Origin of the sequence: uncultured Desulfovibrio sp. (assembly GCF_910584445.1) — a bacterium.
GTDB lineage: Bacteria > Desulfobacterota > Desulfovibrionia > Desulfovibrionales > Desulfovibrionaceae > Desulfovibrio.
Window position 1 is genome coordinate 1 of sequence record NZ_CAJUBO010000001.1, and the last position, 25521, is coordinate 25521.

21 protein-coding genes are annotated in these 25521 nt (G+C 66.0%); 6 read left to right on the top strand and 15 right to left on the bottom strand.

The window, feature by feature from the left end:
• Positions 1 to 175: 175 nt before the first annotated feature.
• The 14 genes from QZ294_RS00005 to QZ294_RS00070 form a co-directional block, all read right to left on the bottom strand.
• Positions 176 to 982, bottom strand: coding sequence for a phosphocholine cytidylyltransferase family protein (locus QZ294_RS00005; protein ID WP_297044831.1), 807 nt, complete (start codon positions 980 to 982; stop codon positions 176 to 178).
• A 29-nt stretch (positions 983 to 1011) separates the two neighbouring features.
• Positions 1012 to 1632: a gamma-glutamyl-gamma-aminobutyrate hydrolase family protein gene (locus QZ294_RS00010; protein ID WP_297044834.1), complete on the bottom strand. Its 621-nt coding sequence runs from the start codon at positions 1630 to 1632 to the stop codon at positions 1012 to 1014.
• Positions 1632 to 4028, bottom strand: coding sequence for a PEP-utilizing enzyme (locus tag QZ294_RS00015; protein WP_297044836.1), 2397 nt, complete (start codon positions 4026 to 4028; stop codon positions 1632 to 1634). The genes QZ294_RS00010 and QZ294_RS00015 overlap by 1 nt, the downstream gene beginning before the upstream one ends.
• Position 4029: 1 nt before the next feature.
• Positions 4030 to 5589: a hypothetical protein gene (locus QZ294_RS00020; RefSeq protein WP_297044839.1), complete on the bottom strand. Its 1560-nt coding sequence runs from the start codon at positions 5587 to 5589 to the stop codon at positions 4030 to 4032.
• Between the two features lie 54 nt (positions 5590 to 5643).
• Complete coding sequence (locus QZ294_RS00025; RefSeq protein WP_297044842.1) at positions 5644 to 6762, bottom strand: hypothetical protein; 1119 nt, start codon at positions 6760 to 6762, stop codon at positions 5644 to 5646.
• Between the two features lie 134 nt (positions 6763 to 6896).
• Entirely contained in the window at positions 6897 to 8921 is a 2025-nt protein-coding gene (locus QZ294_RS00030) for a glycosyltransferase (RefSeq protein ID WP_297044843.1), read from the bottom strand.
• 45 nt (positions 8922 to 8966) lie between these two features.
• Positions 8967 to 10145 (bottom strand): class I SAM-dependent methyltransferase, encoded by a 1179-nt coding sequence (locus QZ294_RS00035; protein ID WP_297044846.1) that lies wholly within the window; start codon positions 10143 to 10145, stop codon positions 8967 to 8969.
• Between the two features lie 74 nt (positions 10146 to 10219).
• Positions 10220 to 11908 carry a methyltransferase domain-containing protein gene (locus QZ294_RS00040; RefSeq protein WP_297044848.1) on the bottom strand — a complete coding sequence of 563 codons (1689 nt, stop codon included), beginning with the start codon at positions 11906 to 11908 and terminating at the stop codon, positions 10220 to 10222.
• A gap of 25 nt (positions 11909 to 11933) precedes the next feature.
• A complete protein-coding gene (locus tag QZ294_RS00045) occupies positions 11934 to 13226 on the bottom strand; it encodes a glycosyltransferase (RefSeq protein WP_297044850.1) in 1293 nt (430 codons plus the stop codon).
• Entirely contained in the window at positions 13217 to 14593 is a 1377-nt protein-coding gene (locus QZ294_RS00050) for a glycosyltransferase (RefSeq protein ID WP_297044853.1), read from the bottom strand. The genes QZ294_RS00045 and QZ294_RS00050 overlap by 10 nt, the downstream gene beginning before the upstream one ends.
• Positions 14590 to 15273 (bottom strand): transferase, encoded by a 684-nt coding sequence (locus QZ294_RS00055; protein WP_297044856.1) that lies wholly within the window; start codon positions 15271 to 15273, stop codon positions 14590 to 14592. Before QZ294_RS00055 ends, QZ294_RS00050 begins: the two co-directional genes overlap by 4 nt.
• A 1-nt stretch (position 15274) precedes the next feature.
• Positions 15275 to 16021 (bottom strand): SDR family NAD(P)-dependent oxidoreductase, encoded by a 747-nt coding sequence (locus QZ294_RS00060; RefSeq protein ID WP_297044859.1) that lies wholly within the window; start codon positions 16019 to 16021, stop codon positions 15275 to 15277.
• On the bottom strand, positions 16021 to 16266 hold the full coding sequence (locus tag QZ294_RS00065; protein WP_297044864.1) for a phosphopantetheine-binding protein: 246 nt from the start codon (positions 16264 to 16266) through the stop codon (positions 16021 to 16023). Before QZ294_RS00065 ends, QZ294_RS00060 begins: the two co-directional genes overlap by 1 nt.
• Positions 16256 to 17419: a 3-oxoacyl-[acyl-carrier-protein] synthase III C-terminal domain-containing protein gene (locus QZ294_RS00070; protein ID WP_297044867.1), complete on the bottom strand. Its 1164-nt coding sequence runs from the start codon at positions 17417 to 17419 to the stop codon at positions 16256 to 16258. Before QZ294_RS00070 ends, QZ294_RS00065 begins: the two co-directional genes overlap by 11 nt.
• Positions 17420 to 17860: 441 nt before the next feature.
• Between QZ294_RS00070 and ileS the strand changes: the two genes are divergently transcribed.
• From ileS to QZ294_RS00095, 5 genes are all read left to right on the top strand, one after another.
• On the top strand, positions 17861 to 20686 hold the full coding sequence (gene ileS, locus QZ294_RS00075; protein ID WP_297044869.1) for an isoleucine--tRNA ligase: 2826 nt from the start codon (positions 17861 to 17863) through the stop codon (positions 20684 to 20686).
• Positions 20683 to 21270, top strand: coding sequence for a signal peptidase II (gene lspA, locus QZ294_RS00080; RefSeq protein WP_297044872.1), 588 nt, complete (start codon positions 20683 to 20685; stop codon positions 21268 to 21270). The genes ileS and lspA overlap by 4 nt, the downstream gene beginning before the upstream one ends.
• Entirely contained in the window at positions 21267 to 21467 is a 201-nt protein-coding gene (locus tag QZ294_RS00085; RefSeq protein WP_297044875.1) for a PLDc N-terminal domain-containing protein, read from the top strand. The genes lspA and QZ294_RS00085 overlap by 4 nt, the downstream gene beginning before the upstream one ends.
• Positions 21468 to 21483: 16 nt before the next feature.
• Positions 21484 to 22458, top strand: a complete 975-nt coding sequence (ybgF, locus tag QZ294_RS00090) for a tol-pal system protein YbgF (protein WP_297044878.1) — start codon at positions 21484 to 21486, stop codon at positions 22456 to 22458.
• A 115-nt stretch (positions 22459 to 22573) separates the two neighbouring features.
• Positions 22574 to 23212: a protein phosphatase CheZ gene (locus QZ294_RS00095; RefSeq protein WP_297044881.1), complete on the top strand. Its 639-nt coding sequence runs from the start codon at positions 22574 to 22576 to the stop codon at positions 23210 to 23212.
• Between the two features lie 25 nt (positions 23213 to 23237).
• Here QZ294_RS00095 and QZ294_RS00100 read toward each other — a convergent pair whose 3' ends face one another.
• Complete coding sequence (locus QZ294_RS00100; protein ID WP_297044884.1) at positions 23238 to 24113, bottom strand: alpha/beta hydrolase; 876 nt, start codon at positions 24111 to 24113, stop codon at positions 23238 to 23240.
• A 34-nt stretch (positions 24114 to 24147) separates the two neighbouring features.
• Between QZ294_RS00100 and QZ294_RS00105 the strand changes: the two genes are divergently transcribed.
• Positions 24148 to 25455, top strand: coding sequence for an amidohydrolase (locus QZ294_RS00105; protein WP_297044886.1), 1308 nt, complete (start codon positions 24148 to 24150; stop codon positions 25453 to 25455).
• Positions 25456 to 25521: the final 66 nt, after the last annotated feature.

A 25521-nucleotide genomic window follows, 5' to 3' on the forward strand; every position in this document is an offset into this window, starting at 1 on the left:
CTCTCTCTCTCTCTCTCTCTCTCTCTCTCTCTCTCTCTCTCTCTCTCTCTCTCTCGCGCGCGCGCGCGCGCATTCCCCGCGCATGTCAGACCCACGAATGCCTCCAGCACAAAGGGAGAATACCCGGGCCGGTACCGGGCGTATTTGGACGCAAGGGCGGTAAAATCGCCGTGTTTCATCGTTCCTCTCCAGAACGCCAGTCGTGGGACCACTGCCCCGCGGCCAGCGCGCGTTCATAGTTGTTGAGATCCGAGGCGCTGTCCGCCTCGCACCAGCGGCCTTCAACGGGCACGGTGCCAATGGCTGCGCCCTGTTCCAGCAGCAGCCTGAGCAGGCCCGTCATGTCCAGCCTGTCCACGGCGGCGGGGGCAAGCGCGGCGCATGCGTCCGCCAGGGTCTGCCAGCCTGCCGCGCTGAAGCTGAGCAGCCCCATGTACTGGCCGTGGATCTGGTCCAGAGAGGCGGCCCTGCCGCCGATCTCCCGCAAGAGGCCGCCTTCCTGGCGAAAGGTCTCCGCATCGGCGAGCACGCCGCCCGGCATGTCCGCAAAACGCAGCTTCCACAAGGCCTCCCAGCGCGTGTCGTAGCTGATGGCGATGTCAGCGGTCGCCGCAAGGAGCTGCCGCGCATGGTCGGGATGGTAGACGATGTCGGAATACGAAACCAGCAGGCGGGCGCCGCCCGCCGCGAAAAAGGCCCTGGCAAACGCATCCGCGCAAAGCAGCGATGCCACCATATTCGTGGCGGCCCAGCGCGGATTCTCCACTGTGGCGAAATCGCCCGTGATGCGGCCGGCGGCATAGCCGCGCACCACCAGGATGCGCCTGATGCCCGCCGCGCGCAGGGCGCCGGTCTGCCAGTGGAGGAGGGGGCGTCCCGCCAGTTCCACCAGACACTTGGGCTTTTCTTCCGTCAATGCTTTCATCCGCGAGCCGCGGCCCGCGGCCAGGATGACGGCCGCCGTGGCAGTGTCGTCCAGCATATTCCTCTCTCCCTTCCTCCCGGAGGGCATCAGCGTTTCGCCGACCATGCGCGCAGGAGCGCCAGGTCCAGGGGCGCCGGTCGCGGTTCCCGTTCGGGATGCCACATGACGCCGACGATGCGGCCGTCCGCGTTCATGAAGCCTTCCACTGTGCCGTCCGGGGCCAGGGCAAACGGCTCCAGGCCCGGGGCAAGCCCGTCGGGCCTGATGGCCCGGGCATGGAAGGAGTTGACCTCATGGTGCCGGCCGCCGGCCACGGGCCGCGCCAGTTCCAGTTCGTGCCGTGTCGCCACATGCCGGTCGCAGGCTCCCAGCGTGCCGCCGGCCAGCAGATTGATGACCTGCGCGCCCCGGCAGACGCCGAAAACCGGCAGGGCCTTCTGCCGCGCCCAGTCCAGGAGCGCGCGTTCCGTGGCGTCGCGCGCCGGGGTGACGCCCCAGTCCTCGCCGCCGGAAAGGATGAGTCCCGAAAGTTCCTGGGCGCCTGCGAACGTCACGGACTCCGCGCCCGTGTTGGGCAGATAGAGAACGCGCTCTTCCGGAAAGACCCGGGCGAGAAAGCGCGGCCAGTCGCGCGCCAGCGCGTCGCGTTCCTCCACGGCGCCGCCGGGATAGGCATGGCGTATGCCGCGCATGGTGATGCCGAGCATCAGCGCGCCTCCAGAATGGCCGCCGCCGGTTTGAGATAGAGCGTCTGCGCCCCGGCAGCCATGTCGAACAGCCGTTCGCCCGCGCCGATGGCCGCGGGCAGGCCGTATTCGGCGCAGCGGATAGCCATGTGCGAGTTGGCGCCCCCGAAGCGCGTCACCAGGCCGGCGATGTTGCGCGTGAAGATCCAGTCGAAGCCGGGGTCGGCATTCTCGATGCAGACGATCCTGCCGCTGAGGTCCACATCGCAGGAGCTGCCGGCGGAAAGGCGCGCCACCGGGGCGCAGGCCTCGCCTGTCCCCACGAAATTGGGCGCGGCGCGGTGCTGCGGCGCCACATAGACATCGCGCACCGAACGGATGAGATAGCCCAGTTTTAGCCCCGAGGCGCGGGCCAGCAGTTCCCTGTTGGCCGCCACATGACGCCCGAAATGTTCGCGCGCGCTTTCGGGCTGGGCGCTGGTCGTCCAGTCCAGGAGCGTCTGGATCTCCAGAAAGGAAAGCGCGTCGCGGTCAAAGCCGGCGTCCTCGCCGAAAAAGGCGATGGTCTCCAGCGCGTCCGAGAGGTTGCGGCTGAAAATGAACTTGGCATGTTCGCGTCCGGCGATGGCCCGGCGCGCATATTCCAGCAGTTCTTCCGGCGTGAGGCCGAGTCCGTGCCCGCGCAGCAGGGCTTCCAGATCCCGGCGCTCGGCCTGCGCGAGCGCGAAGGGCGCTCCCCCTTCCGGGCGGGGCATGCGGCCGCCCTCCCCGAAAATGTCCGGCCGGTCCAGATAGCGGGGGGAGAGGATATCGTAACTTCCCGGGCGCAGATGCCCGTATTTGCGCATGAAGGCCGCGGCGTCGCGCCGGCCGTCGCAGACCTCCTGAAATTCCCGGGACAACTCGCCGGAGATGGTGCGTACCGTGGCCTTGAACGCCCGCACACGCTCCGGCGCGAGCGCGCCCGCCGTCACCGCCGAACGCAGCAGGCTCTCGGCGATGAAGGCGTGGCGCGCCAGGATGGAGAAGGGCAGCGTCCCGTATTTGCGGCATTCTGCCAGCAGGGACGCCAGATCTTCCAGACGCCCGCGATCGGTGGCGGTGACGGGCGGCCTGGCCGCCTGCCGTCCGCGCAGTTCAGCCACGGCATCCAGCGCGGCGGCCAGGGAGCCGGCGGCGGAGAGGTCAAGGCAGGTCGCGGTGAGCCGCCCGAGGGCCGCGCGGAAATCCTCGCGCCGCCGCGTTGTGAGCAGGCCGGGATAGCGCGCGTCAAGCGTGGCGTCAAAGCAGAAGTCAAGGGTGGTCTGGGCGATCTCGAATTCGATCTTGTCGTGGAGCTGGGGGTTGGACTCGAGCCGCTCCAGCCATGCGCCCACCAGGATCTCGCAGGTGACAGGCTCCAGCCCGGCCGGGAGAAAGGAGTTGAAGCTGGCGCGCACGTCGATGTAGGGGCGGCCGAAAATGAGGGGCATCAGCTCTGTGGGCGGCAGCGCGCGGTAGCCCATGCGTTCCCGTGCCTTGGCCCACACGCGGGTGGTGATGAGGTTGCGGTAGAGGGACGAGGCGAGCGGGCGCGGCAGGATGCCGATCATCTCCGCCGGGTTCCAGTCCGGCATGACGCCGAGGATGGAGCGCTGCCCGAACAGGCCCGGGCACGGTCCCGTGCGGGCGGCGACAAAGTCGGCCACGCGGCCGATGCGGGCGGCCGGGATGGAGTCCGGCCACTGGCGCCGGGCGCAGATGGGGCGGACCTGCAGGAGATGGAGGACGTTTTGCCTGTCGAGGCAGAATTCGATGTCCAGGGCATCCGTGCCGCAGAGCGCCTCCAGGCGGCGCGCCAGGGCCACAAAGGCGGCAAGTCGCGGCGAATCGAAATCCGTCTCCTTCGCCTCCCGATAGACATAGACGGTCTTGCCCACATGGGTGCCGCCCGTGACCGTGTCCGTCTGGCCGGATTCGTCGTCGTAGTTGATGACGTACCAGGGCGCGCCGTCGGACAGGGCGCGGGTCATGATGACGCCGGTGACGGCGGGGGCGCTGATCATGGGCTGCACCAGCACCTGGTCCTCGGGCGCCGGCTCGCCATAGGAGCCGATGACCCGCTCCACGGCGTCGGCAAAGGCCGCCGCATCGTCCAGCGGCACATCCAGCAGCGAAAGGAAGGCCCCCGCGCCGGAAGCCTCGGACGAATCCTCGCGCCGGCAGGATGACCGCACGGCAACGGCGCCGCGCCCCCTGGCATCCCCCACGGCGCATGCGCCCGCGGCGGCCAGTGCCGCGGCATGCACGGCCCCGGCATCGGCGCGCCACTGCGCCACGGTGAAGGCGCAGACCGGCGGAATGTGCAGCTCCGGCCAGCGGGAGAGCGCGGCCAGGGTGTCGGCCTTGGAGGAAAAGCGGAAGGAGTTTTGCTTCATTTCAGACGCCGGTTCCATCTTCCGTGTCCGCTTCCGGGCACAGGACGTTGAAGGCGTTGAGCAGTTCCTCAACAAAGGCCACGCCGTCGGCATCGTTCTTTTTGAACATCTCCAGCAGAGCCAGGGAATATAACGTACGCACATCCTCTGCGTCCACATCCTCATAGTGGCGGCATGCAAAGGTTCTGCCCAGCAGTGTGCCCGCAGCGCGTTCAATGGCCGGCTGGAAATAGAGTACCTCTTTCGGGATGTGCTTGCGGCCCGCGTGCAGGGCAAAGGCCGTCAGCAGGGGACTTTGCGGATTGTTGCACATGAGTGCGGCGGCGGCCAGATTGGGCAGCACATCGTGAGGCTGATCCAGCAGGCGCGCGAGCAGCGCTGTTTCGCGTTGAACCAGAGCGTCATCGCGTTCAATTGTAAGCCATTCAGCGCGCGGAGCATCCTCGTAAAATTCTCGCAAAAAACCCGCGATATCGTCAAGTGCGGTATCAAAGGGCATTGTCAGCCTGCTGCGCTCAGTGCGGATGCGCTGTTGCCATTCTCTGGTGTTTTCAAGGCAAAGCCGCGCCGCCTGGACAAGACCTGTGTAGGAATACGCCGTGAAACCGCCTAACCAGGACGTACGGCGTTGCTTCCTCTTGAGCCAGGGATGGAAATACAGTGCCGGCCGAAGCGTGGAGAAGGCGAACGTCTGCGCGATATGCGAGAGGTCGGTCACAAGCAGTGCGCCATGCGCGAACGCAAATTCCCGCCCCGGATGCGTATCCGGAACAAAACGCGGTTCCCCGGCGAATGTTGCGCATATTTCCTTGACCTCGTCAGATTCCAGATCAGTCTTGTAGGGGCGGAAAATCACGCGCAAGTCCGGGAATGCCCCCAGAAGGCTGCGCACCAGGCGCACGCCGTGGCACTTGAGGCGGTTGCCGCCGCAATCCGGATAGGAGTGCCGTCCCACCGGCGCATAGACAATGGCATCCGGCTCGCGGGCATGGGCGCGCAGGCCTTGCGCCAGCACGGCCATGCCCGGATACCCCACCGGGATGAGATGGAAATGCCTGCCCTTGCGGCATGCCGCGTCCGGAGAGGTGAAGCCGGTCCACAGGGCGCGGATGGCGTTTTTGTCGCTCTCGCTGAGGGGAAAGGGCATCAGCCAGCCGTCCAGCCGTGATGATTCAAAAACATGCCAGGAAAGAGCCGGGTCATGAAACGCAGAGAAGGCGTGGATGCAGCCCAGTACCTTGGCGGTGGGCGGATAAATGGCGTTTCCTCCGTCCATGTCCGAAATAATGACGACATTGACCCGGGTAAGCGGAGAAAGATCTCTTTCCGCAATGATGGCCGTGTAGTCCGCCTCAAGGCGCGCGTCTTCCGCGCCCTTGGGTGTGCAGATGCCCACCGTCACATGCCCCGCTGCCCTCACGCGCGCGGCCAGCGGATTCATCCAGATGTGCTGGGAGACATTCGTACTGTGGATATAGAACGCCACCACCAGCACATCGGCGGGAAGCGCGGCAAGGGCCGCGCGCAGGCTTTGCATGTCGTGGGGCTGCGACGTGGGCATGGCACTCATTTCTCGGTTCCCGGGGTGTGGATGTTTTTTTGGATGAGAGGGCATTCAGGCCGCACTGTCCCGCAACTCGTCACACAGCGCCCTTGTGCGCGGCCATGCCGGCGGTGTGCGCCAGCCCGGGTGGCCGGCCACCGTTTCCACATGGTCGTTGAGAAAGGCGCGCAGGGCCGCGGCAAAGGCCGGGTCTTCGCGCGCCATGTCCAGCAGTTTCGCGTCCGTGAGAAAGAGCGCGTCAGTCAGGATGGATGCGAATCTGTGCCGTCTGGATACATCCTGACAGTAGTCCCGGAGCAGCGAAGGCCTGTTCTCCAGCAGGCCGCGCACGATGCGCCTGGCATTTTCCGGGGCATGGTGGGCATATTCCGTCAGCACGAAGGCAAGTTCCCCCTCATAGTCGCCGAGAGTAAAGCCCAGATCCGCGGGGTCGCGGCTCATGACGATATGCGGTTCGAGACCGTAGGCCGCGCAAAATTCGCGCGGACAGGGGCTGATGGCGAAAAAGACATCCTTGTGGCGCAGCCAGAGTGGTCTGATGTAGCGGACAAAGCTGTTTTCCTTTTTGTAGATCAGTGCATTGGGAATGGAAAATCCATTTGCTTCACGCTGTGTACCTGCTCTCTCTCCAATGGAACCCCTGAGCATCGCAAGACTGTCTTCAACATGTTCGGGATAGAGATCATGGATGTCAAAAAAGATATATTTGTTCGTTTTTGACGCCAGAAGCGGCAAAATTCTTGGCAGGGTGTTCATGTTGTCTGCGCCAAGGAGCTTATTCGCAAGAAATGTTTTGACATCGCCGTACTGATGCAGATTGGTCCGGGAAAGTTGACGGCCGGACACGCCAGACGCCGACTCTGCCCACCAGAGGATATGGGTGTTGGCAACGCTGAGCAGGCGCTCCAGCGGGTCGCGGGTCAGGATGACGAAGGCACTGTCGCTGCCGCTCCGGTCAAGAACTGCGGCAAGGCGTCCATCGGCAACGGCGCCTGCCGAATCAATGATTGCGCCTTTCAGGGTATCATTGGCCTGCAGGAAGGCATCGAGGGTTTCGGCGTCCGCATCCTTGTCCAGGCAGGCCATGTTTCCAAACATGTTGGCATAGGTGTGGAAGGCATGAATGCCCGCGCCATGGGCGGCAAGAACTATGAAATCAAGGAACTCCATTGGAGTGCTCCTGGCTGTCTTCAAGACGGAAGCGCGCACCGGTCATGGGCAGTGTTTCCGCCGCGGTGAGAGTGCCGTGCAGGTCAAGGATGGACTGTGTCTTCCCCGTGCAGGAGAGTGCCGTGCCCCCGGGCTTACGCGTCGCCGTCCTTCGTGCGGCTTTGTCGAATGATTTTCAGTGTTTTCAAGAAATTGAGCGCAAAGTCGGGATAGCGTGCGCTTGCTTCATCCAGCAGGCGGGAGTCGCCCTGTCTGGACTGGATGTCGAAAAAGTCCGCAAATACCCCATTAGCCATTGCGGCAAAGGCGCGGAAATAGCGGTTGTTGAAATGCGCGTTCATGGCCGTATAGGTTTCCAGCTCGGCCATGCCGTGCTGGCGGCGGTGTTCCACATGGTCAATGAAGGATTTGGCGTAATAGGAGGCCGCGTGCCGCCGGTACACGGCCATGATTTCGGGGATGAAGCCGATTTTTCCGGTTTCGGCGTGCAGAAGATGCCAGTACCAGTCGCTGGGGCAGAGGTCGGCGCGGAACCAGTCCGGCAGGCCGTCACGAAAGCGCCAGCGGTAGACCACGGAATTGGTCTGGATGAGATTGCCCTTGAGCAGGTCGGCCAGATAGTACTTGTCGCGCAGGCCACGCGGCATCATCTGCGGCGCGGGGTAGACAAAGGACGGATGCGTGTTGCCCTCATACAGCGCGAGCACCGGGTGGAAGCAGAGCGCGCAGTCCTGGTTGCGCGTGAGAAAGTCCACCTGTTTCTGGAGCTTTGTCGGCTCGGTGAAATAGTCGTCGCCATCGCACAGGGCGGCGTAGGGGGTCCGGCAGCGCGAAAGCAGCCCGCGCGTGTTCTCAAACATGACATGCTTGTCAAGAAGCACCGGGCGGATGGAGGGGTGACGCGCCGCATATTCGGAAATAATCGTCGGCGTGGCGTCATTCGAGCAGTGATCAAGAACAAGGTGTAGCACCGGAAAGTCGGTTTTCTGCGCCAGAACGCTGTCCATGCACTGGGCGATGTAGTTCTCCTGATTGTAGGTCATGGTCAGCACAGTGAGCATGACCGGCTCCTGGACCTCGCCCAGATGCTGAAATTCCGCCTCGGGAAGCGTCTGAAGCGCGGCAAGGAGTGCTTGCTGGTCAGTGTCCAGCAGCGGCGCGTCATTGTTGAGCCGCGTGAACAGGGCACGCCGCAGCACCGGTGCGAGGCCGCGCGCAAAGTCAGCCACACTGGCCGCGTCCGCCGGCGCGGTTCTGTCAGCCTGCGAAGCCGTGAAAAACCAGTCGGGAATAGCGAGCGCGTGTCTTTCAAGATGCAGCAGGTCTTCAAGACGCCCGGTGGCCGGGGCGCACTTCTCCCTGAACATGGACCTGACATGGGCCGGGGCCACCACGTCCAGCCCGCGCCCGGCATCAAACGCGAGCAGCGCGGCCATGAGATCGGCGTCGTCCAGGGGCGGCCACACATTGTTCGCCACCTTGGGCGTCCAGGCGATGCGCCGTGCCGCATGCGAACGGAGAAACAGGGAGGAATATGGAAGGTGCCGGAGCGGCCGAAGCGGGCCGCGGCCGATAAAGTCCGCCACCAGATCGAGCAGGGCATGGTTGGCGCACGCCACTTCGACCGGATCCGTTTCGGCCACCAGGCGCGCATGCTCTGCGCCAAAGCGATGTTCCATGCCGGCGAGCAGCTCGGGGAGTGCCGCGCACAGCGCGGTCATGTCTGCGTAATAGTCTTCGATCCCGGGAAATTCCGAGCCTTGCCATTCCCTGAAATGGTATTCGAACAGCAGCGCGGGCCGGCCGACCACGGTCAGCGCCTCGACTTCGTGCCGGGAAAAATCGATGCACGCTTTGAGAGCCTCCCATGCGCTGGCGTGCGCCTGTGCGGAAAAGGTCGGAATCAGGCAGAGGACATCCTTGCCCTGGTCGAGCAGCGCTGCAATGCGGGCGAAATGCGCCTTCTGGCCGGCAGAAAGGCCTGCGGCGGGGAAGTAGGGCCAAAGATGGCGATGGGACGGGACATGGTCGCTGATGGCCGGGTCAAAGGGCGCAAACACCGTCCCTTGCGCCGCGAGCTGTTCCTCATTTGCCAGAAGGGCCGCAAACAGCCATGGCCGCGAGGGGCCAAGATGCGTATGGAGCAGGAGTCGTCCCATGTCTTCCTCATAGCGCCGCCGGTGAAGATGCCCGGCGGAACATGCTCATTTTCTGCAGGCCAGCAGCATGGTGTGGGGAAAAAGGCGGTGGTAGAGCGTCAGGAGCGGCCTGAATGTGCTGATTCCCCTGTATTGGTCAAGGTGTACTTCAGAAAAATGTTTTGCCGTCAGCGTGCGCATTTCGCTGTTGGATGTATAACAGGTGGCGGTATCCACAAAGTTCCAGGCATGTAAAGCGCGCTCCCGCGCTGTTTCTCCCGGGATCTTTGTCGTGCGCGCAAGCAGAAAATACAGATAGTAATATGGCTTGAAGTGCAGACGATGCCCCAGGGGGACATGCACATGGCGTTCCATGAAACAGTTTTTGGGCGGATAGATGTGGAGCGCGATGCCGCCGGGCTTCAAGATCCTGGTCATCTCGGCAAACGCCAGGTCCAGGTCGAAGACATGTTCCAGCGTCTGCTGCGAGAACACCACATCGAAACTCTGGTCCGGAAAGGGAAGACGCCATTTTTCGGACTTGAGCTGATAGTTGCTTATCCCGGCATGTTCGCCGGTATTGTCTATGTAAAGCGTGCCGTCACGGAAAAAATCGTTGTATGCCGCATAGTCTGGAGAAATCCGCGAAACGAGGTCATAGCCCCAGGCGTCAATGCCATGCGCGCGGAGGGCCGCCACCATGTGCCCGTCGCCGCAGCCGAAATCAAGAAATCTGGGGGCGCGGGCAAAGCGGAATCCGCTTCGTGCGCAGGCCTCGAAACAGTTGTTCACCCGGCCTCTGTACCTGGCGATGGACGGCTGGCATGCGGCTATCGGATAAGGAAGCCCTGCGTGGCCTTTCTCCCGCGCGATCACCTGATGCAGGAGCGGGCTGCGGCGGTCGCCAAGCCGCATGCTGCTCAGGCGATAGCGGAGAGGATCGAAGGTCGCGTTCGGTTTCAGGCCGTAGTACATGCCCCTGCGCAGATAATGCTCCAGGGGATCGACGAGTACCGGACCCCTGACGTAGGTGTCGATATAGAAGTCGCGGTCAAAGCCACCCGGACACGAGAGTTTTGTTTTCAGCCAGGGGAGATACACGTTGCGGCACAGCCGCGCGTGCCGCCATGTCCAGCGCCAGCCCTTTTGCCGGGCCAGCGGCAGCCAGAAATGCATATCCTGCCTGAAAAGGCGCATGCGCATACGCCAGCGGGCGAGCGTTTTCTGCATGTTTTTCCAGTTCATGATCGTCCCATATCATCGCTGACAGCGCATGGCTTCAGCGGTGGATTTCTGTCCCCGGGCATGCACCCACGTATTCAATGCGCCGTTCTCGGGGCGGCATGCTCCGGAAGCCTGCCCGTCATGAGGGCGTGCAGGAGAGGATTGGTCGGATCGGCGAGGCCCAGATGGGCGCGCCGGTAGGCTGCGGAATCGAACCATGCGTTGGGTCGGTAGCCCCTGGCGGCGCCAAAGCGCACATAATGCTCCAGCGGATCCATGATTTCCGGGCCGCGCACATAGGTCTTGCGATACCAGACCCAGTCAAAAAGCCCGGAATTGAACAGCGCCTCAACCGTGGGCTGGACGCACGGCTCGGGCAGGGCCAGCCGGGGCAGCGGCCGGCGCGCGCGCACATTTGCACCCTTGCGCGCAAATACATAGACGCAGCGCGGCACACCTCCGCGCAGCGACGGCATGGATGCCACAACTTCCATGCCGGCCGCCGCCGCGCTTTTTTCGACTTCGCGTCGGTCAATGCGCGGGCTGCGGTACTCGGAGGGCTTGGTCCTTTCCTGTTCGGGCAGATGCCACTGGGGAGAGTACCAGGCATTGCAGGGATGCCCGTTGAAAGAGGCATCCACCTGATCGAGCAGCACGCAGCCGTCGGGCCTGAGACGCCGGGCGCACGCCTGCAGAAAGTCGGCCAGTACAAAGTCCTGATGGTAGATGACGCAGTTGACGGCAAAAATCAGCGCCTGTCCGCTCGGGATATGTTCGGGCCGGAAAAGCGAGGCGTTCAGCAGCTGCCAGTCCGCGTCCAGCGAGGCCGCCATGCCTGACGCTACCTGCAGAGCCTTGTCATCCACGTCGCTGCCGCCCAGCGCGCGATAGCCGCGGGTCGTGAGCCACACAAGGTTGTTGCCGCTGCCGCAGCCCACTTCGAAGATGGGCGCGTCATGCTCCAAATGGGCATATATCCAGCCCATCGCCAGTTGGAGTTCATGGCGTTCCAGGCGGTTTTCTGCCGTGCTGATGAACCAGGACTGCGCCTTGTGTTCCTGCACCAGGTGTTTGAGCAGACGGATGTCGCCTTCATAGTCGAACGAGGGCATGGCAAGCGGCGTATCCGGGGCGATCCGGACGCCGGAGGAGAGTGCCGCATCCAGCCCGTCAAGGCTCAGGTCACAGGTGTCAAATTCGCTTTCAGGGTAAAAGCGGTGATGGTGGTAGCGATACCAGATGCCAGGCTCCAGAGTCAGCCATGCCAGCTGTTCTTCGAGATGGATGCCCTCATCACCCAGGACCCGCAGGCCGAGCATATTGGCGGCCCGGCGTGTTTCAGCGTTGATTTTGTTGAATGGCGGCACGAAAAAGCGGATATCCTTGCGGGGAAACAGCTTCTGGAGCAGGAGCAGCCCTTCGCGCATTTCAGCCAGCTGTTCGTCAAAGTCCATTGCGCCATAGTTTGTATGGTACAGGCCGTGAAGCGCGATGTCGTCAGGTGTTTCGGCAAGATACCGCACCAGGGCCTGGTTCTGCTCCAGGCGGTATGGCGCGGACAGCGTGCGGATGTCCTCATTGGAGAGCAGGGACAGCGTGGGCCGGTCCGGATACACGCAATAGCAGCCGCGGTATCGGTTTGCATAGTTGCAGAGACCGCGCAGTGTGACCGCGTGGAGCTGACGATAGCCATGCCGGTGAAAGATGTCGCAAAACTGGGGGAAACGGGTCATATCCGTGTCGAAGGACACGTCATCATTACGGAACAGCGGTGTGGCAGTCATGTATTTTCTCTTTTCCGGGCATCAGTCAGTTTTTCAGTTGGTCGCGCTTGCCGCGCAGAGAGCGCCATAGCCATGTGGCGCGCTCCTTCCACCATTCATAACTGTAGGGCATGGGATCGCCGAAATTGCGGTACAGCCATTCGCGCCGTGCGGCAGAGGAGAGGCGCGCCATGCTGGCAAAAGGCTCATGCGTGAAGCCGTCCATGACTGTGCGCCCCTTATGGCTGGTCAGCTCATAAAAAAGGCGTTCCCACTGGTCAAAGATCTGTTGCCGATCATAGAGGGATGAGCACAGCTCGCGGGATTTTTGCCCCATACTCTGCCGCAGCTGGACGGAGGCCATGAGCGGGCGCAGGGCTTCGGCCACGCCTGCCGGGGAGGCATCCGCCGCAAGCGCGCCGTTTTCGCCCGGACGCACCAGTGAGGTCATGGCCGGGCAGTCGGCAATGCCCACCACGGGCAGACCGGCGGCCATGGCTTCCACTACGGTGTTGGGAAAGCCCTCGACCCGGGTGGGCAGACAGTAGATGCTGGCGCGGGCATAATCCTCGGCCACATCCTCGCGGGATGCGCGGATCTCCACGCGGTCGGCCATGCCCAGCCTGCGCGCCAGGCGTTCGAGCGTCGTATTTTCAGGGCCATGCCCGATCAGCTGGAGCGTCCACTGGGGGAAGCGCGGCGCAAGAAGCGCAAAAGCGCGCAGGAGCACATCAGCGCGTTTTCCCCTGATGAAGCGCCCCAGGAAGAGGATCGAAGGCCTGCCCTCCGTAGTCGCGGTGTCGGCGGCGCGCGCATGGAGGGGAGCGGCATTGGGGATGACGCGCACCTTTGATCGCCACTCTTCCGGAACTGTGGGCACATGGGCGTCCAGGAGTTCGTGGATGGCGTCGGCGCTGGCAAGCACGGCATGCCTGCCCGGACGGTTCCAGGAAACCGCCTCGGTAAAGCGCGGGTCGGAGCGTTCGGAACAGACGAAGGGAATGCCTGTTCCCAGACAACAGAGCGCCCAGAGCAGATGCGTCGCTTCCGACTGCAGGGAGAGGAACACATCGGTGTTTCTGTCGGCGAGCAGGGTCCTCACATCCGCAATGGCCTTCTGGCTGCCCCGGAAGAAGTCGGCGGGCAGGATGATGTGGGCCACGCGCGGGTCCAGCGCAAAAGGCGGGAGGCGGTGATGATCGTAGCAGAGAATAAAGACCGAGTGCCCGCGCGCGAGCATTTCATGGGCCAGATCAATGGCGACCCTTTCGGTTCCGCCCTTGCCCACGCACAGACTGGAGGCGCCGATGGCAATGGTGAGCCTTTTGTCTACAGCCATTGCCGCACCCGCAACTTTGCGAGACGCCATGTTTCGCGGATCCTGCCTGCCACGCTGTCGCAGAGCGGTTCGCCGAAATCGCGCAAAGCCCATTCCTGACGTGCGCGTGATGCCATGCGCGCCATGCTGGCAAAGGGTTCGTGGGCAAAACCGTCCATGACGGTGGCGCCCTTTCTGGCCGCGGCTTCGCGCAGCAGCTCCTCCCAGGCGTCATAGACCGCGCTTTCGCAGAAGCGGGCCGCGTCAAGCCGCGCGTTGCGCCCAAGGGCGCGGCGCAGGTCCGCATCGGCCATGAGGCGCTCCAGTTGCCGCGCCAGGCTGACCGCGTCCATTGTCTGCGCCAGCAGGCCGTTGTGTTCGTGGCGGATGAGGTCGGGCACGCCCGGGCAGCCGGCAAAGGCCGCACAGGGCAGGCCGCTGGCCTGGGCCTCCAGCAGCGCAAAGGGCATGCCTTCAAGACGGGAAGAAAAGCAGAAGGCCTGCGCCGAGGCAAGGGTCGGCCACACATCCCCAAGTTCCCCCAGAAAGCGGATGCGCCCGGCAAGGCCGCGGGTCCGTTCAAGCTGGCGCGCGTGGGCCTTGACCAGGGCCGCGTCCTGGCCGTCGCCGGCGATGTGCATGTCCCAGTCGGGAAAGCGCTCTGCCACCAGGGCAAAGGCGTCCAGCGCAAGGCGGCACTGCTTCAGCTTCTCGTGCAGCCGCCCCAGCCAGAGTAGGGTCTTGCGGGCGCCAGGTTCGCCGTCGGTAGTGGCCGTCCGGTCCGGCAGGGCCACGGCATTGGGGATGGCGCGGGCGCGCTCGCGCAGGAAATCGGGCAGGCTCTCCAGATACGAGGGCAGGAGCAGGTGGATGGCGTCAGCCCCGCTCATGGCCGCGAGCCTGCCCTTGCGGTTCCAGAAGGTTTCCTCTATCGCCCGGGGCGATGTCCGTTCGGAATACACATAGGGCACGCCCGAGCCAAGCAGCGTGACCGCCCAGACAAGCTGGCTGCCGTCCGGCAGCGGGCAGACGCAGACATCCGGGTCCAGCGCGCGGATCTGTTTGCGTACCCGCTGCACCTTCAGGTTTTTGTCTGAAAACGCATAGGGCACGACGCGAATGCCGGGAGCCAGCGGGTACATTTGCTCCAGGCGTTGCGTGCCCAGAGGCAGCGGACCTCTCCGTCCCGGCGGCAGGCTCAGGATGTTGAGCGCGTGGCCCAGGCGGTACAGCGGAGAGAGCGGACGTGGCACGGGCCGCTGGCTGATAATGGTCACGCGGTGGCCGCGCCCGGCCATGTTGTTGGCGAGAAGACTGATGGCCCTGGGGATGCCGCCCCGGCCCGTGTAGTTGTTGACCAACAGGATGTGCAGCGGCCGGGCGCTCATTCCGTCTCCTCCGTGGCGTCCGGCCCGTGCTCCATCTCGCCGATTTTGAGCGCCGGGCTGCCGGAAAGCCGCGCATGATCGCCGCAGCTCCTGTACAGGGTGCTGCCCGGGGCCAGGGAATTGCCGTTGCCCATGCGCGCGCCCTCCAGCACCACGGCGTGCGGCCCGAGGTGGTTCATGTCGCCCAGGCTCGCGCCGCCGAGGACGATGGCATAGGGCGCGAGGAAGTTGAAATCGCCCATGCGCGCGTCGTGCGAGAGATTGGCCGCGCCGTTGATGTAGTTGCCGTTGCCGATGACGGCGTTGGCATAGACGGTGCAACCGCGCTGGAAGACATTGCCCTCGCCCATGACCGCCGAGGGGCAGATGGCCGTCCAGGGATGGATGAGGTTCATGAGCCGGGCGCCGCGTTCCTTGAGATGCAGAAAAATGGCGCGGCGAAGATACGGCGCGCCCACTCCGAGAACATACAGTTCGTCCGGCGCGACCGCATGGTCCTCCAACGGGCCGAGAAAGTGGCCGGCCAGTTCCTTGAGGTCGCCGGCATAGCCCTGCCAGCTCAGGAAGCCGCCAAATTCGTAGTAGCCGGCCAGACCTGGCGAGGCCTGCTCAAGATCGCGCAAGATCCAGTAGCATTCGCGCGCGGCCCCGGAATTGCCGGCGATCAGCACCCGTGGCATGTCAGTAGCGCCCCCCTGCCAGCACAAAGTTCTGGCCCGTTATCCAGCGCGCCTGTTCGGAGAGCAGGAACGCGGCCATGGCGGCCACATCCCCGGGCCTGCCGAAGCCCAGCGGATAGGCGGCGAGCTGCTCCTCGCGGTAGCCCGGACCCATCATGGACTCGGCAGCCGCCTCCATGGGCGTTTCCACGATGCCGGGCGCGAGGCAATGCACGCGGATGCCGCGCGGGGCCAGCTCCTGACTGATGCTCTTGGCCGCGCAGGCCAGGGCGGCCTTGGCCGCGCCATAGAGCAGATGCCCCTTTTCCGGGAACACCGCCGAGGCGGAACTCAGAAAGCACATGGACCCGCCGCGCAGGGACGCGCGCCGGTCCGCGAAGCCCTTTGCCAGCAGGAGCGGCACATGGAAGTTGAGGTCGAAATAGGCGCGCGCCGTGTCCAGCTCATACAGCTGGATGGTGTCCATGATGCCGGTCCCGGCCGCGTGCGCCAGGCCGAAGAGTTTGCCGTGTTCGGCCGCAAGCCCCCTGAGCCACGCCGGGATGCCCTCCATGTCCTGACTGAAATCGCGCTCAAGGCTGATCCAGCGTTCGGGCGCGGCCGCCTGCCCCCGCGCCTCGGCCAGCCGCCCGGCATCGCGCCCGCAGGCCAGTACCGTCGCTCCCCGGGCCACGCACTCCAGAGCGATGGCGCGGCCGATGCCCGAGCTTGCGCCCGTGACGAGGATGCGCTGTTCAGGCGAGAACATCAGGCGATGGCTCCGTTGCTCAGGCCGATGATATCCGCTGGCGTGGCGCAGGCCTTGATGGCGTCAAAGGTGAGCCTGATGCCGAACTGCCTGTCGAAAAAGGCAATGAGGATCATGAAGGCCAGAGAGTCCCATTCCTCCATGTCCCAGAGTGCCGTGTCCTCGGCAAGGGCGCTCTCGGTCTGGAGCATTTCCTGCAACTGGGCGAGAAAATCCGTCGTGGTCATGCGGGGATTAGTGGTCATGGCGGGAAATCTCTCCTCGGATGATTTTTTGCCAGCGGGCAATGCGTTCCGCGCGCGTGGGCCGGCCCGGGTCCGGGGCGAAATCAAGAGTGGGAGCGCAGTTCCAGCGCTCAATGTCGCAAAGGCATGAACCCCAGGCCAGGCCGATGCCGTAGCCGCACATGAGCACCCGTCCGGGCGAGGTCTCAGTACCCGCGGCATCGCACAGGCAGGCCGGAATGGAGGCCGCCGCCAGGTTGCCGTAGCGCGAAAACGAGGCCGCCGGGGCCTTTTCCGGCGGGAAGCCGGCCTTGTCGGCCACGGTGCGCACGATCTGCCCGTTGGCCTGATGCAGGGCCAGAAGGTCAATGTCGTCCGGCCCAAGCCCGGCGTGGTGCAGGGCCGCCGCCAGATGCGCCGGGACCACGTCCATGGTGAAGTTGAACACCGCGCCGCCGTCCATCCAGGCGTCGCTGAGTTGCCAGGGATTGCCCAGGGGGTCGAGGATGTCCTCGGCCAGCACGGCATTGGCCGCCGGGTCGCGCAACAGCGGGATGCGCGCCTGCGCCCCGGGCGTGATGATGGTCTCGAACTGGCTGCCGTCAGTGCCAAAACCGAACTGCATGGGCGGCGCCGCCTCGTCGCGCGCCAGCAGCGTGGCGCTGCCGCCGTCGCCGAACACCGGAGCCATGACGCGGTTGCGCGGGTCCCGGCCGGCGGCGTGCGCGTCGCCCACGAGCAGCAGCGCATGCCGCGCCGCGCCGGCGGCCACCAGTGAGGCGGCGATCCACAGGCCATAGATGTAGCCGGTGCAGCCCTGGTTGACATCAAAGGTGGCGCATGTGGTGGGCAGGCCGAGCCGGTGCTGCAATTCGCAGGCCGTGGCTGGCTGGTTCCAGTCCGGACTCTGGGAGACGAAGACGAGCGCGTCGATGGTGGGAACGGCGGCGGGCAAGGCGGCCAGCAGGTCCGTGGCGGCATGGGCGCAGAGGTCGGAGGCCGTCACGTCCGGGGGGCAGACCCGCCGGCGATCCATGCCCAGCGTGGCGCGCATGCGCGCCACCTTTTTGAGACTGCCGCCATAAAAGCCGGATTCGTCCTCCAGGCGGATCTCCTCGGTCGGCACGGCCGCGCGCAGCCCGGCCAGACGAACGTTGTGCACCCTGTGGAACATTGCTCCCCCTTCTGCTCACGCCTGCCGCGGGCGTATGTGTCAGCAGCCTGTTCATAACAGCATATGCAAGCCATATGCCATTGCCATGTGTACTGACAGTGGCGATGCCCGGGCCGGAGTCCGGACCGGTGCCGGCTTTTCGGCGTCAAGCGTCCCTGTCGGATTTTTGGCGCGCTTCGCGCGGGACAGGCTGTGGCCGCGGCGTGGAAACTATACCCGAGCGGCGGCTTGGGGGGAAGCCCCCGGACCCTGGGGCGTTTTTGCGGGCCTCTCGGGCGCTCGCCGCCTCCGGTGGCGCGCGGGGCGGTTGCGTCGCGCCTTGACTTTGCGCGGCGCATTGCCCACACTAGGCCGATTTTGCCCGCCGTTGTCCTGTCGCCCGTCCGCATCCGCCGGCCGGGCGCCTTTCGTGGATGTCGGGCTTAAAGCGCAGGAGTCGGCATGAGCGACTACAAGAAGACCCTCAACCTTCCCAGGACCAGTTTTCCCATGAAGGCCAATCTGGCCGTGCGCGAGCCGGAGATGCTCCGGCACTGGGAAGCGATCGGCGCCAGGGAGGCCATGGTGGCGGCTTCGGGCAGCCGGGGCGAGTATGTGCTCCATGACGGGCCGCCCTATGCCAATGGTCATATCCACATGGGCACGGCCCTGAACAAGATCCTCAAGGACATGGTGGTCAAGTCCCGCAACATGCAGGGCTGGGCCGCGCGCTATGTGCCCGGCTGGGACTGCCACGGCCTGCCCATCGAACACAAGGTGGAGCAGGAACTCAAGGCGGACGGCAAGAGCCTGCCCGTCCTGGATGTGCGCCGCCGCTGCCGCGCCTATGCCGAAAGCTGGATCGACATCCAGCGCGAGGAGTTCCGCCGCCTGGGCGTGCTTGCCGACTGGGAGCACCCCTATCTGAGCATGCTTCCCGCCTATGAGGCGGCCACGGCAGAAAACCTGGCGGCCTTCGTGGCGGAAGGCGGCGTCAGCCGCGCCAAGAAGCCCATCTACTGGTGCTGCTCCTGCCATACGGCCCTGGCCGAGGCCGAAGTGGAATACGGCGATCATACCTCGCCTTCGGTCTATGTGCGCTTTCTCCTGCCCGACCCCGGGCTGGCGAAGGTCTTTCCCGGCGCCGATCCGGCCCGCGCGGCCGTCATCATCTGGACCACCACGCCCTGGACGCTCCCGGCCAACCAGGCGGTCTGCCTGCATCCCGAGTTCGACTATGTGCTGGTGGAGGCTGCCGGGGGCCAGTACCTGCTGGCCGAGGAACTGCTCGCCTCCTGCGCGGCGACCTTCGGCTGGACGGACTATGCCGTGCTGGGTCGCGCGCCCGGCGCGCGGCTGGAGGGGCTGGCGGCGCGCCATCCCTTCTATGACCGGGAATCCCCGCTCATCCTCGGCACCCATGTGACCCTGGACGCGGGCACGGGCTGCGTCCACACCGCGCCGGGCCATGGCCGCGAAGACTATGAAGTGGGCCTCAGGTACGGGCTGGACGTGTATTCGCCGCTGGATGACGCGGGCCGCTTTCTCCCCGCCGTGCAGTATTTCGCCGGGCTTACGGTGTTCGAGGCCAACCCCGCGGTCATCGCGCGTCTGCAGGAGTGCGGCGCCCTGCTGGCGCAGGCCAGGCTCTCCCATTCCTATCCGCATTGCTGGCGCTGCAAGGAGCCGGTCATCTTCCGGGCCACCACGCAGTGGTTCATCGGCATGGAAAAGAACGACCTGCGGGCGCGGGCCCTTGCGGCCATCGACAACGATGTGCGCTGGATCCCGGCCTGGGGCCGCGAACGCATCCACAACATGATCGAGTTCCGGCCGGACTGGTGCATCTCGCGCCAGCGGCAGTGGGGCGTGCCCATCCTGGCCCTGCTCTGCGAGGACTGCGGCGAGGCCTGGAACGATCCCGCCTGGATGCGGAGCGTCTGCGACCGTTTCGCCGCGCATCCCACGGGCTGCGATTACTGGTACGAGGCCCCGCTGGACGAGATCGTGCCCCGGGGGCTTGTCTGTCCGCGCTGCGGCGGGAGCCGCTGGCGCAGGGAAACGGACATCCTGGATGTCTGGTTCGATTCCGGCACGAGCTTTGCCGCCGTGCTGGAGGCCCGGCCCGAGCTGCGCTTCCCGGCGGATCTCTATCTTGAAGGCTCGGACCAGCATCGCGGCTGGTTCCACAGCTCGCTGCTCATCGCCGAGGGCGTGCGCCGCGCGGCGCCGTACCGGGCCGTGCTCACGCACGGCTATGTGGTGGACGGGTCCGGGCGCAAGATGTCCAAATCCGTGGGCAATGTCATTGCCCCGCAGGAACTTATCGACAAATACGGGGCCGAGATCCTCCGCCTCTGGGCCTCTTCGGTGGAGTACCGCGAGGATATCCGCATTTCGGAGGAGATCCTCGGCCGCCTGGTGGACGCCTATCGCCGCATCCGCAATACCTGCCGCTTCCTGCTGGGGAACCTGGACGGCCTGGACGCGGACTCTCTGGTGGCGCCGGAGCGTCTGCTGCCGCTGGACCGTTTCGCCCTTGACGTGGCGGCCCGGCTGCACGAGCGCCTGCGCGAGGCCTACCTCGATTTCGAGTTCCACAAGGTGTTCCACGGCCTGCACAACTATTGCGTGACGGACCTTTCGGCCATCTATCTGGATATCCTCAAGGACCGTCTCTATTCCTCGGGTCCGGACAGCGCGGAACGGCGCTCGGCCCAGAGCGCGCTCTGGCACATCCTGCGGCTTTTGCTGCGCGACATGGCGCCCATCCTTTCCTTCACGGCGGAGGAGATCTTCGGCCACCTGCCGGAGGGGCTGCGCGGCCCGGAAACCACGGTGTTCGCGCTCCAGCCGGTGGATACGGCTCCTTTCCTCCTGCCCGAGGGCGTGCGCGACGACTGGACGACCCTGCTTGCCGTGCGCGGCGCCGTCACCGGCGCCATCGAACCCCTGCGGCGCGCCGGTGACGTGGGCCATTCGCTGGACACGCGGGTCACGCTCTGGCTGGCGGACGACCTGCGCGAGCGCCTGGAAAGCCTGGGCGCCGACCTTCGGGCCGTGTGCATCGTCTCCCAGCTGAAGCTGGGCAGGCTGGCGGATGCGCCAGCCGACGCCCGGCGCGACCCGGAGGTGGAAGGCCTGGCCGTGAGCGTGGAAAAGGCGGCCGGAGAGAAGTGCGAACGCTGCTGGATCTACAGCGAGGAACTGGGCACCGATCCGGCGTATCCCACGCTTTGCCCGCGGTGCGCGGCGGTGGTGCGCGGGCTGGGACGGGGCGAAGCATGACGCGCGAGCGTGGCGCGGCCGCCCGCTGGCGTCTGCTGCTGGGGACGGCGGCGGCCCTGCTGGCGCTTGACCAGGCGAGCAAGCTGCTCGTCATGGCCTGCATTCCCGAGCACCGGCCGGTGCCCGTCATCCCCGGCGTTTTTGACCTTGTCAATATCCGCAACCGGGGCGCGGCCTTCGGCTTTCTCAACCGTTCGGACATCGAGTGGCAGTTCTGGCTCTTTCTTGCGGCCACGCTGGTGGCCGTATGGGCCATCGTGGTCCTGGCGCGGAGCACGCGGCGGCCGCTCCTGCTGGCGGGGCTGGGACTCATCCTCGGCGGCGCGCTCGGCAATCTGGTGGACCGGCTGCGCTTTCGCGCCGTGGTGGATTTTCTGGATCTCTACTGGCGCGGCTGGCACTGGCCGGCGTTCAACGTGGCGGACATGGGCATCTGCCTGGGCGCGGTCTGCGCCTGTCTCGCCCTCTGGCGGCCGGAACGGGAGCATGAGCGTCCGGCCGCCGCAGCGGCGCCCCATGGCTCCGCGCAGGCGCCCGCCGACGGCGCCGCTGCGCGCCATGGGGGCGGGGAGGATGGCGCATGAGCTTCGTCTGGTGGCACGCGGTCGTGGTCTGGCTGCCCATGCTGCCCACGTTCTGGAGCATCTGGCATATCTGGAACCATGACTTCCCGAAGCCCCAGGCGCGTTCCCTCTGGCTCGTCCTGGTGGTGTTCGTGCCGGTCATTGGCGGTATCATCTATATCTTTACGGGCCGCAAGACGGCTCTTGGCAAAATTTAACGCATGCGAGGCAACGATGAAGACCCCCTTCCGTTTTCTTGCCCTGGGCCTGGGGACGCTCCTGCTCGGCGGCTGCGCCGCGTCGGGCGGCCAGAATCTGGAGCAGCGGGTGCAGCAGCATGACGCCCAGCTGCGGCAGCTCCAGCCCAACCAGGCCGACACCTGGAACCAGATGCAGGCCATGCGTCAGGAACTCAATGCGCTCAAGGGGCAGATGGACGACCTCAACAACGCGGGCGGCGCGCGCGCCCTGGTGGACCGGGTGCGGCGGCATGACGCCGCCCTGCGCCAGGTGAACACCAGCATGGCCCTGAATCTGGATCTGGGCGAGCCTATGGGCGCAACGGCCAGCGCGGCCCCCAGTCTGCCCCAGCCGATCATGCCCGCGGGCGGCATCACCGACGCCGCCAGCGCCGGACAGGCGCCCACCGCCGCTCCCGCCGTCCAGGGGGTGCCCATGGGCGGCGCGGCCGCCGGGAGCTACGGCCTGCCGCCGGACGGCCAGGCAGCCGCCGGGGCCGCCGGGGCAGCGGCAGGCACCGGGGCGGTGCAGGCGCCGACCGGCTCCACCTGGGGCCAGGCGGACCCCAAGCCGGTGGTCCAGGTGCCGCAAAAGGACATTTCGCTTGCGCTCTTTGACGCCGGGGTCAATGCCTACAATGCCCGCAAGTATGACGAGGCCCAGCGCTCCTTCACGGATTTTCTCAAGAACTACAAGGGGCACAGCCAGGCAGCCGAAGCGCAATACTATCTTGCGGAATGCTATTTTCAGCGCAACCAGTTTGCGGATGCGGCGCTGGCCTATGACAAGGTGATCAAGCAGTATCCCAAGTCGTCCAGCGCGCCCGGCGCCTATCTCAAGCAGGGGATCTGCTTCAGCAAGATCAACCAGACGGCGGCGGCCAAGGCGCGCATGCAGGAAGTCATCAGCAAGTATCCCAATACGCCGGAAGCGGCCAGGGCCAAGAGTTTTCTCAAGACCAACCGCTAGGGCCTCCCGCGCCCGGAGTCTCCCGCGCCGGCGCGCGGCGCGGCTCTCATCCCGGGCCGGAGGTTACGGAAAGGCGAAAGGCGGCGAAACGCCGTTGATGCATATGGGGGACATCATGTCGGAGCAGAAGCGGCAGGCGGCGGTCTACCGGCAGTTGAGCGCGGACATGCGCCAGGGCCTCAAGGACATCTATCAGCAGATCTCCACGGCCTCGGCGGCGGAGGGGGCGCCCCCCGCCACGGACGCCTTGTTCCATGAGGCCTCGGCCCAGCTGGACGAAGTACTCAAGGATACCGAAGCCGCGGCCATGAGCATCATGGAGATTGTGGAAAAACATCTGGAACTCCAGGCCGAGAGCGCCCGGATCCTCGAGGACGCGGCCGCGGGCGGCGGCGACATGGCGCGGCTTGCGGCCATCAATGGCGTGCTGGGCGAGGACCTCACCACCCTGCTCACCACCCTGAGCTTTCAGGACATCACGGGGCAGCGCATCAAGAAGGTGGTGGCCGCGCTCAATGCCATTGAGCGCAGGGTCGTGGATCTCTACGTCTCTTCCGGGCTGATCATGGACGGGGTGGAAAAGGACCCGGCCAAGGACGCGCAGACCCTGCAGGACGAGGCGCGCCAGGCCGTGGCGGACTTTCGCGAACACCGCGACAAGCCGGAGGTCCGGGGTTCGGAACTCAAGGGTCCGGACAGGAACGGCATTTCCCAGGGCGCCATCGACGACATGCTCGCCCAGCTCGGGCTGTAGCGGTCCGGACGGCCGCCGCGCGGCGTCAGGACGGACAGGGGGGGACGCGTTCCCGCACGTGCGCTCCCCGGGAGCGTTCGAGACAGTGGCGGGCGAAGGCGCGGCACAGCGCCGCCACGCGTTCCCGGCTTTCCGCGTGTGTGGCGGGCAGGTGCCCGCCGTGAGGGCTTTCCGTCCGCAAAAGGTGCAGTTGCGCGTCGCCGGAACCGCAATGCGCGAGCAGCCAGGCCGCATGGCCGGGCGGGCAGCTCGCATCGTGACGGAGCTGGATGATGCACAGCGGCGCCCGTATCCGGCCGAGACGGCGGCGGATGCCCCGCAGGGCCGCATCCATCTCGGCGAAATGGCGCAGGCAGCACACGGTTTCATGGCCGCGCCATGGTGCCGTGGCGCGCGCCGCCGGACTGCGTGGCGGCAGGCTGAGGACGGGACGCAGCCGGGCCGCCAGCGGCAGCAGGCGGAAGCGCCAGCTGCCGGGACCCTGGAGCCGCAGGCCGGGGCGCCAGGCGCTGAACCAGAGCGGCGTTGCCAGAAGCAGCAGCCCCAGCGGTGGCGCAAGCCCCTCCCCGGCAGCGGTTTCGGCCAGGTCCAGCGCCAGGATGCCCCCCAGGGAATAGCCGCCCAGAAGCAGCGGACCGGCAGCGCTCAGGCGCCGGTATTCCGCATGGGCAAAGGCGCGCCACTGGGCGAAGGACGCGGCGAGGTAGGCGTCCTTTCCTGCGCCGTGCCCGGGCAGGAGCGGCGTATGCGCGGGCATGCCCGCCCGCTCCAGCTCCGCCGCCACAGGGGCGATCTCAAAGGGCGTGCCCGCGAGCCCGTGGAAGAGCAGGGCGCCCGCGCGGGGAGCCGCCGGATGCCCGGCCGCCGCGACGCCGGCAGGCGGTTTGCAGCCGTCGTTCATTTGCAACTCCTCTTCAGCAGCACAAGGAGCGCCCATGCGCCAGTGCCAGACCCTTGTCCATGCGGGCGTCCTCGTCACCCAGGATGCGGAACGCCGAATCTTCAGCCCCGGCGCGCTCGCCATCAGCGACGGCGCCATCCTTGACGCGGGACCGGCCGAAGACGTCGGCGAGCGCTGGCAGGCCGCGGAGATCCTTGACCTTTCCAGCATGCTCGTTCTCCCGGGACTCGTCAATGCACACTCCCATGCGGCCATGACCTTTCTGCGCGGCCTTGCCGACGACATGCCGCTCATGGAGTGGCTGGAACAGCGGATATTCCCGGTGGAGGCCAGGCTCACGGCGGACATGGTGCGGACCGGCAGCCTGCTCGGGTTTGCGGAAATGCTCCGCACCGGCACCACGGCCTGCATGGACATGTATCTGTTCGAGGGCGCGGTGCTGGAGGCGGCGGAGCAGGCGGGCCTGCGCTGCGTGGGGGGCGAGGCGGTCTTCGGCTTTCCCTCGGCGTCGTGCGCGGACTTCCGCGCCGCGCTCTCGGCCACGCGCGACCTGGCCGCCCGCTACGCCGGGCACGAGCGCATTTCCGTGGCCGTCAACTGCCACAGCGTCTATACCACCACCCCGGAGATCGTGGGCGCCTGCCGCGACCTTGCCCTGGAGCTGGACATCCCCTTCCATATGCACCTGGCCGAGACCCGCGACGAGACCGGGCGCTGCCATGCCGCCCACGGGCGGCGCCCGGTGGAGTACTGCCGCGATCTGGGCGTGCTCGACGCGGCCTGCGTCTTTGCCCATGTGGTGGACGTCACGGAGGACGAGCTTGACGTGCTGGCCGCCGCCGGCGCGGCGGTGGCGCACAATCCCTCCTCCAACATGAAGCTCGCCTCCGGGGCCGCGCCCGTGCCCGCCATGCTCCGGCGCGGCCTGACCGTGGGGCTGGGCACGGACGGCCCGGCCAGCAACAACCAGTGCAACCTGTTTCTGGAAATGGGGCGCGCCGCGCTCCTGCACAAGCTCGTCAGCGGAGACCCCGCCGCCGCTCCGGCCGGTGCCGTGCTGGACATGGCGACCCGTGGCGGGGCCGCGGCGCTGCGCCTGCCGCGCATCGGCGCTCTGGCCCCGGGCATGGCCGCGGACTGCGTGGCCCTTGACCTGGACGAGCCGAACCTCCAGCCCATGTATGCCCCGGCCTCGCATCTCGTCTATGCGGCCACCGGGCATGAGGTGCGCCTGACCATGGTGGGCGGCGAGGTGCTGTACCGCGACGGCCGTTTCAGCCGTTTCGACTATGACGCGCTGCGGCGCGAGGTCCGCGCCCTGCGCGATGCCGTGCGCGCGTGACGTTGCCGCCGGACGGCGGCTCCCCCCGCTCCCATGGCGGAGGATGCCGCGAAACACGCCCCCGTG

What these genes read in the sequence shown, in the direction of transcription:
- QZ294_RS00030 (WP_297044843.1), bottom strand. Translation starts at nt 8,921, where the DNA reads ATGGGACGACTCCTGCTCCATACGCATCTTGGCCCCTCGCGGCCATGG.
- QZ294_RS00025 (WP_297044842.1), bottom strand. Translation starts at nt 6,762, where the DNA reads ATGGAGTTCCTTGATTTCATAGTTCTTGCCGCCCATGGCGCGGGCATT.
- ileS (WP_297044869.1), top strand. Translation starts at nt 17,861, where the DNA reads ATGAGCGACTACAAGAAGACCCTCAACCTTCCCAGGACCAGTTTTCCC.
- QZ294_RS00085 (WP_297044875.1), top strand. Translation starts at nt 21,267, where the DNA reads ATGAGCTTCGTCTGGTGGCACGCGGTCGTGGTCTGGCTGCCCATGCTG.
- QZ294_RS00050 (WP_297044853.1), bottom strand. Translation starts at nt 14,593, where the DNA reads ATGAGCGCCCGGCCGCTGCACATCCTGTTGGTCAACAACTACACGGGC.
- QZ294_RS00010 (WP_297044834.1), bottom strand. Translation starts at nt 1,632, where the DNA reads ATGCTCGGCATCACCATGCGCGGCATACGCCATGCCTATCCCGGCGGC.
- QZ294_RS00055 (WP_297044856.1), bottom strand. Translation starts at nt 15,273, where the DNA reads ATGCCACGGGTGCTGATCGCCGGCAATTCCGGGGCCGCGCGCGAATGC.
- QZ294_RS00070 (WP_297044867.1), bottom strand. Translation starts at nt 17,419, where the DNA reads ATGTTCCACAGGGTGCACAACGTTCGTCTGGCCGGGCTGCGCGCGGCC.
- QZ294_RS00015 (WP_297044836.1), bottom strand. Translation starts at nt 4,028, where the DNA reads ATGAAGCAAAACTCCTTCCGCTTTTCCTCCAAGGCCGACACCCTGGCC.
- ybgF (WP_297044878.1), top strand. Translation starts at nt 21,484, where the DNA reads ATGAAGACCCCCTTCCGTTTTCTTGCCCTGGGCCTGGGGACGCTCCTG.
- QZ294_RS00005 (WP_297044831.1), bottom strand. Translation starts at nt 982, where the DNA reads ATGCTGGACGACACTGCCACGGCGGCCGTCATCCTGGCCGCGGGCCGC.
- lspA (WP_297044872.1), top strand. Translation starts at nt 20,683, where the DNA reads ATGACGCGCGAGCGTGGCGCGGCCGCCCGCTGGCGTCTGCTGCTGGGG.
- QZ294_RS00020 (WP_297044839.1), bottom strand. Translation starts at nt 5,589, where the DNA reads ATGCCCACGTCGCAGCCCCACGACATGCAAAGCCTGCGCGCGGCCCTT.
- QZ294_RS00035 (WP_297044846.1), bottom strand. Translation starts at nt 10,145, where the DNA reads ATGAACTGGAAAAACATGCAGAAAACGCTCGCCCGCTGGCGTATGCGC.
- QZ294_RS00065 (WP_297044864.1), bottom strand. Translation starts at nt 16,266, where the DNA reads ATGACCACTAATCCCCGCATGACCACGACGGATTTTCTCGCCCAGTTG.
- QZ294_RS00095 (WP_297044881.1), top strand. Translation starts at nt 22,574, where the DNA reads ATGTCGGAGCAGAAGCGGCAGGCGGCGGTCTACCGGCAGTTGAGCGCG.
- QZ294_RS00100 (WP_297044884.1), bottom strand. Translation starts at nt 24,113, where the DNA reads ATGAACGACGGCTGCAAACCGCCTGCCGGCGTCGCGGCGGCCGGGCAT.
- QZ294_RS00105 (WP_297044886.1), top strand. Translation starts at nt 24,148, where the DNA reads ATGCGCCAGTGCCAGACCCTTGTCCATGCGGGCGTCCTCGTCACCCAG.
- QZ294_RS00045 (WP_297044850.1), bottom strand. Translation starts at nt 13,226, where the DNA reads ATGGCTGTAGACAAAAGGCTCACCATTGCCATCGGCGCCTCCAGTCTG.
- QZ294_RS00060 (WP_297044859.1), bottom strand. Translation starts at nt 16,021, where the DNA reads ATGTTCTCGCCTGAACAGCGCATCCTCGTCACGGGCGCAAGCTCGGGC.
- QZ294_RS00040 (WP_297044848.1), bottom strand. Translation starts at nt 11,908, where the DNA reads ATGACTGCCACACCGCTGTTCCGTAATGATGACGTGTCCTTCGACACG.